The 9,032-nt window shown below is 60.9% G+C and carries 6 protein-coding genes and 1 pseudogene; 4 read left to right on the forward strand and 3 right to left on the reverse strand.

Going from position 1 to position 9,032, the window contains the following annotated elements; genetic code table 11:
- From ACIQ17_RS26755 to ACIQ17_RS26765, 3 genes are all read right to left on the reverse strand, one after another.
- A partial coding sequence (locus ACIQ17_RS26755) for an alpha/beta fold hydrolase (RefSeq protein WP_398472358.1) occupies positions 1 to 855 on the reverse strand: 855 nt, incomplete at its 3' end.
- Positions 856 to 909: 54 nt separating this feature from the next.
- Positions 910 to 1,524 carry a 4'-phosphopantetheinyl transferase family protein gene (locus tag ACIQ17_RS26760; RefSeq protein ID WP_398472359.1) on the reverse strand — a complete coding sequence of 205 codons (615 nt, stop codon included), beginning with the start codon at positions 1,522 to 1,524 and terminating at the stop codon, positions 910 to 912.
- A 218-nt stretch (positions 1,525 to 1,742) separates the two neighbouring features.
- On the reverse strand, positions 1,743 to 3,026 hold the full coding sequence (locus ACIQ17_RS26765) for a cellulase family glycosylhydrolase (protein WP_398472361.1): 1,284 nt from the start codon (positions 3,024 to 3,026) through the stop codon (positions 1,743 to 1,745).
- Positions 3,027 to 3,662: 636 nt separating this feature from the next.
- Between ACIQ17_RS26765 and ACIQ17_RS26770 the strand changes: the two genes are divergently transcribed.
- From ACIQ17_RS26770 to ACIQ17_RS26785, 4 genes and pseudogenes are all read left to right on the forward strand, one after another.
- Positions 3,663 to 5,531: a family 16 glycosylhydrolase gene (locus ACIQ17_RS26770; protein ID WP_398472362.1), complete on the forward strand. Its 1,869-nt coding sequence runs from the start codon at positions 3,663 to 3,665 to the stop codon at positions 5,529 to 5,531.
- A 156-nt stretch (positions 5,532 to 5,687) separates the two neighbouring features.
- Positions 5,688 to 6,041: pseudogene (locus tag ACIQ17_RS26775) on the forward strand (cysteine peptidase family C39 domain-containing protein); the annotation flags it as partial.
- Positions 6,042 to 6,299: 258 nt separating this feature from the next.
- Positions 6,300 to 8,399, forward strand: coding sequence for a type I secretion system permease/ATPase (locus tag ACIQ17_RS26780; protein WP_398472364.1), 2,100 nt, complete (start codon positions 6,300 to 6,302; stop codon positions 8,397 to 8,399).
- Positions 8,344 to 9,032: biotin/lipoyl-binding protein (locus tag ACIQ17_RS26785; protein ID WP_398472363.1), on the forward strand; the 689-nt coding region annotated here is incomplete at its 3' end. The genes ACIQ17_RS26780 and ACIQ17_RS26785, both read left to right, overlap by 56 nt.

The following is a 9,032-nucleotide window of genomic DNA, read 5'->3' on the forward strand; positions in this document are numbered from 1 at the left end:
GAGAAATATGCATACGCGACCTGAATAAGGAGTCGGAACATATCGCCGCAAGGCAGTGATCGCGGTGGACTTAAGTCGGTCTCTGCTTTTCAGTACCGGGTCCGTTGCAACAGAGTCTTCGCTTTTGCCGGCCAAGATCAGGTTGACGCGCTCACGGAGGCGGTAGCCGAAATATTGCAAGCGGGCGCCGAATGATGGGAGCTGTGCAATCTCCCGCAGGAGCGTAGCGACGCTGCCGACAGCGCAGAAGTAAAGCCGACGCGGCAATTCACTGTGTGTGGTCGGATGAAGAGGGGCAAAGAGCGCCGTCAGCGGAAGCTCGGCTCCATATTCAACCAGAATCTTCGCCAGTTCGAAAGCGGTCGCGGCACCAGAGCAGTAACCGGCGATGATGTACGGACCGGTGGGGCGGTATTCGATGATCTGACGAGCGAAATATTCGGCGATGTCCTCGACGCGGTCCATCGGCTCGGTCTGTCCATCAAATCCGGATGGTTGGAGTGCGTAAAACGGCTGATCATCGCCCAGATATTTCGATAGGGCCGAGAACGAGAACGGAGCTCCTGTATGCCCAGGTACGGCGAAGATAGGCGTGCGTGTGCCGCGAGGCTGCAGCGGAACGATGGCAGGCTGCTGTTGGGCCGCTGCAGTGGCCATCGTTAGAAACGCGATGATCTCGCGCTTGCGGTCCTGCAACTGGCCTCGTAGCTCAGCGGTGAGTGCTTGTGCCGGCGCGTTGCACCGTAGCCGGTCGCGATCGACCGAAATGTTGATGTCCTTAGCGGCAAGGCCTGCGAGGAAATCCCGGATCTGCAGCGGTTCGCCCACATAGGGCCGTCCGATCATTTCCTTCATAAGATCCTCGTCTTCCGTACCGCACCAAGCGTGATTGACGGCATCGCCAGCGCTTCAATTCCGGGCCGCCACAGTCCCGATGTATCCAGGTTTGGGCACGAAGCTACGGAAAGCCCAATCCTTGCCGTCCCATGCAACGAACTGCCCCAAGCCGCACCCCAAGGCTTTGGCGACAGCCTCCAGCCGGGTCCAGCGCAGCAGGAAGCCTCCCGACCGGTCTTGGAGATCTAGGGCGGCATAGGATTCATATTCAGAAGGTAAAAAGCAGAGCGATGCGATCTCGTCGGCTTCCGGAACAGGGAGAACAGCCTCGACATCCACCCCCAGCTCCCGGCCGGTCGAGACGGCGATCGCTGCAACATCTTCGGATCGAGAAACGCTGAAGTGCAAATTGCGACAGGGCATGCGGTGCGACAGGCGGGGTTTACCCAGCCGTTCGTATTCCAACTCGATGTCAGAGGGAGAGATGTCCAGTTTGGAGGCAAGGACCCGACGCAGTTGCCCGCGGGTTGCGACAAAGCGGCAGCGGTCTCGCTCCAGTCGGATTTCCTGTGCCCGTCGGCGTTCGTCTGCGTCGAGGCAAGCGCCTATCTCGCGGATGGCTTCCTGCTCCAGATCGAGCCTGAAAGTCAGTAACTCCCAACCATCGTTCGAGAAGACCGGCATCATGATCCGAGATCTCAATTCAGCGCTTTGCGATTGCTGACTGGATTGTAGTCCCTCAAGAGTCCGGCTCAATGATCCATCGTGGTTACCCAGTTTTTGCCGGTTCTGCCGCATCGAAATCGATGACGTTGCCATTGCAGAAACAGAGAAGGTCCGGCGCTGCAGTTGCAGTAGTTGTCCGGACGATTCTCCTGAAGTTGCCCTGCATAGGGTCGACCGTTTCACCGATCGTTTCGGGGGGCAGGCGACGGTGGGCTGGACGTGCCGCCAGTGACGTCCAGCAGGCCGGAGGCCTCGCGTTGTCTTCCAGCACGGGTCGCCGCTCTGAGCGTGTTCCATAGCTGTCCGCCGTCATTGCGAACGTCGAACTTGTCATGTTCGTCGACCGGATAGTTGCCGCTGTCCTGCGGCGCCACGAGCCGCCATACCATCCATCCAGCGCAGTCGTGACGCGCGGTGAGCGTGTTTAGCCACATCGTGTAAGCTGCGTTCTGGTCGGGGTTGGAACGCGCGTAGCCGAACTCCTCCAGTAGTACAGGCTTTTCGGCCGTTGATGCGAGCCCGCAGAACTCGGAGATCGTATCGTTGAACTGCTGGACAGTCAGATTGTAGTAGAGCGGGTAGCCATGCCATGTCCCGAAATCGAGTGTTGGGATCGTAAGGTCGGATAGCTTCTCTGAGACGTTAGCGTAGCCGGACCCGACAAGATGGTTGGAATCGAGAGATTTCACGTAGGCCGACATTTCCGCAGTCCAAGCCAGCCGCAGGGACTCCGGATTGGCGTTGCCCTCATTCATCAACTCCCAGGCCATGATGGTGGGGTCGTCGCGGTAGGCCGATCCGGTGAGTGAGTTGACCCGCTGGATGACGTAGGCAATCCAGTTTTGATAATCCCGCTTCGTGCGCGGGTCGCGAAAGAAGAAACCGGACTTGTCCGAACTTCCGTACCAGGCCCTCATCTGCTGGGCACCGCCCGTATAGTCCCAGAAATCAAGGAAGGCGATGATGAGCCTGAGATGTCGCTTGCCGCATTCGGCGATCAGGAAGTCGACCTTCTGCATTCCATCGGGGCCATCGTTGATGGCCATCGTGTTCTTTTGCGGATCCCAGTACAGAAGGTAGGTACCGGCGACACCGAGATCGGAAGCATCAGCGCGCGCTCGCCAATTCCAGATCGTAGCAGCGCTTCCATCGAGCGAGCCGATGACCGGCTGAAGAATAATACGAATGACATTGGCGCCCAAGGCTACTGAATCATCGAGGACGCGGATGACCTCGTTCTGCGATCCGAAGGTCAGATAGTGGTTGTTGACCCCAGTCACGTAGAACGGCTTGTCGTCGACGGTAAAACCGTTCACGGATGCCCGGACAAAGGCAGATGCCGCTCCGCTAGCACCGGTTGCCGGCAGCATGGATACCGCCAGCAGCGCTGACGCCAATGCTCCCTGTAGTCCGAACCGGCGCAACAAGCCCGCCCGGCTGTTCTGCGACTGGCGATTGACCATGGCGTCTAGATGAATTGATAGCAGATCGAACGCAACGGCCCCTAGGAGGTAGCGCCTTCCCTCCACGCAATGATTCGGTCGAAATCAAATTTACCTATTGATCCCGAAGTACTACTTCTCACCATGTTCGCATCTTCTTACGGCACGTCATCAGAGTGTCCTAAATCGCTGTGAGAAAAAGCGAATTCGCTAACTCAACGAGAGGGTGCATACTGTCGAAGCGCGGGAAGACGTCGATGAGCCTTTGCAAATGCCACATTTGCCGGCGGCATTATGTTGCTCCGGAAGCAAATCGACGATCGGTATTCTGGAGAAGCCCTCGATATTTTTTCCGACAAAGTGCATCGGTCAGCGACAGTGCATTTGCGGAGATACCTCTATGCAAGCATTTCTCGATGAAAGCGGAATCATCATTCGACTGGTAGTTACGTCCCAGTTGTCATTCGACGCCGCCACATGCGTGGACAATCACGCGCTCGAACACCCTATTTGCGGCCAGTTCTCGCCATACTCGACCAATAGCCACGCGTCTTGCGACGGGCCGGGGGCTCGACAGATGCCGCAGCAGTATTCCCGTACTCGACCTGAGGTCGTGGCGAGTTTGCAGCGGCAGGCCCAACAAGAAGGGAAGCGGGAATGGCACTATCAACACCAGCAGGGTATTCGAATGCGAACCTCGTCTATCATGAAGGGTTCGACGGTACGGCTCTGAACTCCACATGGAATAAGTACATCACCAGCAAGGCGGCCAACGGCTACCCCTGGAATTCATACAACGGTGGCAGCGGGCCGGGCGGCCAGTTCGAGGCCGAGTTCGATATGCCTGGCCAGGTAGCGGTGCATGACGGTGTGCTCGATATTACGTCGAGCAAGACGCCGATCGTCGGCATGAACCAGGGCACCGTGATGACCCATCCGATTACGTCGGGCGTGGTCAGCAGCTACGGCAAGTTCGAGTTCAACGGTGGCCTCCTGCAGGTCAGCATGAAACAGCCGGCGGGTAACGGCGCTTGGCCCGGCATCTGGCTGATGCCTGGCTCGGGTTCGCCCGGGGGCGACAATTTCGAAATCGATATTCAGGAAGGCGGCTATACCGGAAAGGGCCCGGCTAACCAGGCATTCCAGTGGCACTTGCACACACCAGGCGGCGACGTCGGCGGCGTCATCGATACCGGTATGGATCTCACAGCCGATTTCCACACCTACGCGATCGATTGGAAACCAGGCCAATCGATTACCTGGTATCTCGACGGGAAGCAGATGGCGCAGGTCACGAGCGCGCAACTGCCGATTCCAAACCAGCCGATGGAGCTAATACTCGATAGTCAGTGGGCGAATTCGAAGGCAGCAGGTTGGCATTCCACGGTCGACAGTTCGACCCCGCAGACCAGCCACATGCTGGTTGATGGCGTCCAGCTATACCAGAACGCCAGCAATCAGTCGGTCAAGGGCGGCAATGTCACGGCAGGCTCGATCCCAACCACCCCTGGCAACCCTGTTGCTCCGACACAGCCAGTCAATGTTGCACCTTCGGTTTCTAGCGTCACCGCGCAACCGGGTACCGGCGTGGAGCATGTCGGAGACAAGATCGCGCTGACGGTGGCTTTCAACGAGGCGGTCACGGTCAACGGCAAGCCGACGCTGACCCTCAATGACGGATCCGTCGCGAACTACGTCAGCGGCTCGGGCACCAACAAGCTGTTGTTCTCGACCACGGTGGCGGCCACCGACAAGAGCGTTGGCACGCTCGGGGTCACTTCGCTCAACCTGGCGAACGGTGCCACCATCAAGGACTCCGGCGGCCTCGCGGCCAATCTGTCCGGAGCGGTGAAAAACTTCACCGGTTTGTCGGTCGATACCTCGCCGGCAGTTACGCCGCCGGTCGCGAAGCCTCCGGTTACCACACCTCCGGTCACGACGCCTCCGGCGACTTCCGGTCCGACCAAGCCGGTCGTCACGATCGCCGACAACACGCTTTCGGTGAGTCCTGGTGGCAAGATCGATCTCGGAATCGACGTCTCGATCACCGACAAGAACGACGTCTTGTCGGTCAACATCAAGGGGCTGCCGCGATACGAGGCGATCGTTGACGGTCTCGGCCACACCCATCGCGGTAGGAACATCACGTTGAACGCGGCCGAGGTCGAGAGCGGACTGACCCTGAAGTCCTACTACAAGGGGACAGATTCGCCGTCGGCTACGCTGTCCGTGACCGCGACGGCCAAGGATCCCGTCACCGGCACGTCGGCAACGTCGGCCGCGAAGACCATCGCGGTGCTGGATCCTCCGGTCTCTGGTGGCACCAATCCGTCGCAGGGCAACGGGGGCGGCGGCTGGGCGAGCCACGACCACGACCATGGACACCGCCAATCCTTTGCTCTGCTGAGCCAGGCAATGGCCGGGGGTCTCCAGGGGCGGGCCGACCAGGGTGCGATTGCTTCCTCGGCGAGCTCGAACGCATCGGGTTGGCTGAACGAGTCGATCCTGACGCGTCCGCACCACTAGTAGCCCACGACGACTGCCTTCCCGGACACCGGCGCCCCGCTTTGCAAGGGGATCCGGTGTTCGGGAAACGTCCACCCGCGTAGCTGCGGTTCAGCTTTTCGCGCAATGAGGACCGTTGGTCCCCCTCTGATTGTAAGGGATTCCATTGGAATGGCGATGCTGAACGAGGATGTTACGCCGCAGGATGCCGGGCTACTCGCCCTGTGGCTGTTTCTTCGCCTCCACCACGTGGAGGTGGAGATTGACGAAATCCAGAAGCGTTGCGGCACTGACACTGTCGGCGTCCGCGACATGCTTCGGTGCTCCGACGCCTTCGGCGTTGCGACACGTTCGCGAATGGCCGACTGGAAGTGGCTGTCCGCCATCGAGACGCCCGCGATCGTGACGTTGCGCGGCGGTGGTTTCCTGCTCGTCGGAAAGATTGATGGGGACGACGCTCTGGTGCTGTATCCGATGGCGCTACGGCCCGAGCGAATGACACGCGCGAAGCTTGAGGAAATCTGGAGCGGCGGCGTGATCTCAGCAGGGCGGCCCGGGTTCGGCGAGCGTCTTCGTCTCGCGCTTAGCGAAGCCCGTGTCGTGGTGCCATACCGGATTGCTGATCTTTGGCCGGCCATTGCCAACCGGATACGATCCGTGTCCGCAACAACAGCCAGTTGGCGCGGGATGATCGCCCGTCAGCGCGGCAGCGCCGCGCCAGTTGTCGGCGCGGTGGCGCCGGCGGCGGCTCCTACTGCATCCCGTCCCGCGGGGGGCGATGAGGCCGGGATGCGCGCGCTGGTGACGCTGCTGCGCTGCCACGGTGTGCCGGCCGAACCGGCCCAGATACGCCACCAACTCGGCACCGGGCAGGTCGGGGTCGCCGACATGCTTCGCTGCGCCAAGACCTTCGGGCTCAAGGCGCGCGTGCATAAGACCAACTGGGCGCGGCTTGCGATCACCCCGCTGCCAGGCATTGCGGTGCTGCGCGACGGCGGCTTCCTGATCCTCGGCCAGGTGGCCGATGACAAGATCCTCGTCCAGCGGCCGACCATCGCGCAGCCGCTGACGATGACCCAGGCCGAACTCGAGGCGGTCTGGGACGGTGATCTCGTGCTGATGGCGCGACGCGCGGCGCTCAGTGACCTGTCGCGGCGGTTCGACATCTCATGGTTTGTTGGGGCCATTCACAAGTACCGGCGTCTGCTCGGCGAGGTGTTGCTCGCCTCGTTTTTCCTGCAGATTTTTGCGCTGGTCTCGCCGCTGTTCTTCCAGGTCGTGATCGACAAGGTGCTGGTGCACCAGAGCATGAGCACGCTCGACGTTCTTATCATTGGCTTGATTGTGCTGACCCTGTTCGAGGCTGTCCTCGGCACGCTCAGGACCTATGTGTTCTCGCATACAACAAACCGCATCGACGTCGAGCTCGGGGCGCGGTTATTCCGCCATCTGATGGCGCTGCCGATCGCATATTTCCAGGCGCGACGGGTCGGAGACTCAGTGGCGCGCGTGCGCGAACTCGAGAATATCCGTAACTTCCTGACCGGCTCGGCGCTGACGCTCGGCATCGACTTGCTGTTCATGTTCGTCTTCCTTGCGGTGATGTTCTACTATTCTCCGACGTTGACGTTCGTGGTCATGGGGTCGCTGCCGCTCTACATTGCGATCTCGGCGATCGCCGCGCCGATGTTCCGGAAACGGCTCGATGAGAAGTTTGCTCGCGGTGCTGCCAACCAGGCCTTCCTGGTGGAGAGCGTGACCGGGGTCGAGACGCTGAAGGCGATGGCCGTCGAACCACAGATGCAGCGCAAATGGGAAGAACAGCTTGCTGGCTACGTCGCCGCGAGCTTTCGGGTGCTCAGCCTGAACAATGTCGCCAGCGAGGCGGTGCAGACCATCAACAAGCTCGTCACTGCCGCGACGCTGTACTTCGGCGCGCGACTCGTGATCGGCGGGGATCTGAGTGTCGGCGAACTGGTGGCCTTCAACATGCTGGCTGGACGGGTGAGCGCTCCGGTGCTGCGTCTCGCCCAGATGTGGCAGGATTTCCACCAGGCTCGGCTGTCGGTCGACAGGCTCGGCGACATCCTCAACACGTTGCCGGAGCCTGGTTTTCACCCCGGCCGCGCTGCTTTGCCGGCTATCCGTGGGCATGTGACCTTCGAGCATGTGAACTTTCGCTACCGTGCCGACGGTCCCCAGGTTCTGCACGACGTGTCGTTCACCGTGGAGCCAGGTCAGGTCATCGGCGTGGTCGGCTCGTCCGGTTCCGGAAAGAGCACGATCGCCAAATTGCTCCAACGCCTCTACGTGCCCGAAAGCGGCCGTGTGCTGGTTGACGGCGTCGACCTCGCGATGGTCGACCTTTCATGGCTGCGTCGTCAGACAGGCGTGGTGCTGCAGGAAAACGTGCTTTTCAACAGCACTATCCGCGAGAACATCACGCTCGCCGAGCCGACCTTGCCAATGGAGAAGGTGATTGCTTCAGCAAAGCTCGCCGGAGCCCACGACTTCATTCTCGAACTTCCCGAGGGCTACGACACCGTGGTTGGTGAGCGCGGCGCCAGCCTGTCCGGTGGACAGCGCCAGCGCATCGCCATCGCCCGCGCCCTGATCTCGGATCCGCGCATCCTGATTTTCGACGAAGCCACCAGTGCGCTCGACTACGAGAGCGAAAGGGCGATCCAGCGGAACATGGCGCTGATTGCAGAGGGGCGAACCGTGTTCGTCGTCGCGCATCGGCTTTCCACCGTGCGCAACGCCGACCGTATCATCACCATCGAGCGCGGCCGTATCGTCGAAGACGGAGCGCATGACGAGCTGATCCAGAATAATGGCCGCTACGCGAAGCTGCATTACCTACAAGCAGGCATCCATGACGTCCGCTAGTCAGCGAATTGTGCCCTTTCGCAGGGCTGAACTACAGCGCCGCGAGCACGAGATTGCCTTCCTGCCCGCTGCTCTTGAGATCACCGAACGACCGGCATCTCCCGCTGGCCGGGCGATCGCAGGCAGTATCATCGCGGTATTCGTGATCGCATTGTTCTGGGCGTCGTTCGGCAGCGTCGACATCGTGGCCGTCGCCCCTGGCAAGATCGTGCCGGGCGGTCGTACCAAGTTGGTCCAGCCATTCGAGACCGGCGTGGTGCGCGCCATTCACATCCGCGACGGGCAGGTCGTGAAGGCCGGCGAAGTCCTGATCGAGCTCGACCCGACGATGCTCGGTGCCGACGTGGAGCGCGAGCGCGGCGACCTCATGGCTGCCGGGCTCGAGGTGGCGCGGCTGCGCGCCGCCCTTTCGGAAAATCCGCTTGACAGCTTCCGGCCACCGAATGGTGCTTCGGCCAACCAGATTGAGATGCAGCGCCAGTTCCTGATCAGCCAGCGAGCCGAGCTGGATTCGAAACTCGCCGAGATCGGGCGCCAGCAGTCCCAGAAGGAGGCCGAGCGGACCACGACCAGGGCAACCGTGGCCAAGATACAGGCGACGATTCCGGTGCTGGAGGAGAAGGTCGAGATCCA

Source organism: Tardiphaga sp. (assembly GCF_044340795.1).
Lineage (GTDB): Bacteria > Pseudomonadota > Alphaproteobacteria > Rhizobiales > Xanthobacteraceae > Tardiphaga.